Origin of the sequence: Arsukibacterium sp. MJ3, from assembly GCF_000987765.1 — a bacterium.
GTDB lineage: Bacteria > Pseudomonadota > Gammaproteobacteria > Enterobacterales > Alteromonadaceae > Alishewanella.
Map to the genome: position 1 here is coordinate 1 of NZ_LAHP01000125.1, position 583 is coordinate 583.

The window sequence follows — 583 nt, forward strand, 5'->3', positions numbered from 1 at the left end:
ATTTCTCGGCCGATATTGATTACCCCCAGCGCCTGTTAGCTGCGGATATTGCCGCGTCGAGCAATGTGAATACCAATGTGAATAGCAAGGTAAAAAGTAATGTAGAACTTGCTGCTAGCAATAGCCGCTCGGTTTATCCCTATGCAGAAGGGCTGTTGGCGGCTTGGATGCTGGTTGATAATGCGCAGGCCCTAGCTGAAGCCGGGCAGGCGAGCAGCGCAGATAGAGTAGCCGATCTGGATACATGGTTAAGCATTACATTGCAGCAACGCCGAGGCCGAATTGCCATCGCCAATCCGCAACATGCACCTTATGGTGTAAGGGCTCTGGAATGGCTACAGCAGCATCCGCGCTGGCCAGCAATTGAAGGGCGTTTAGTATATGCCGAGAATGTAGCGCAAGTGGCACATTTTGTGCGTTCGGGTAGCGCGCAGTTGGGTATTTTGGCGTTATCCTTGGCGCTCAGTGAAGAGCTTGCAGAATACGGGCAATTTATAGCGATTCCAGAGCACCAACATGCGCCGATTATACAAGGAATGTTGCTCACCGAGTATGGCTATGAGCATGCTGGCGCGCAGGTGTT

Annotated in this window: 1 protein-coding gene; it reads left to right on the forward strand. The window is 52.0% G+C overall.

The genetic code is table 11. The features are described from left to right. Positions 1–583 (forward strand): molybdate ABC transporter substrate-binding protein (gene modA, locus VT06_RS17705; protein WP_082122583.1); only part of this gene is annotated, 583 nt, incomplete at both ends.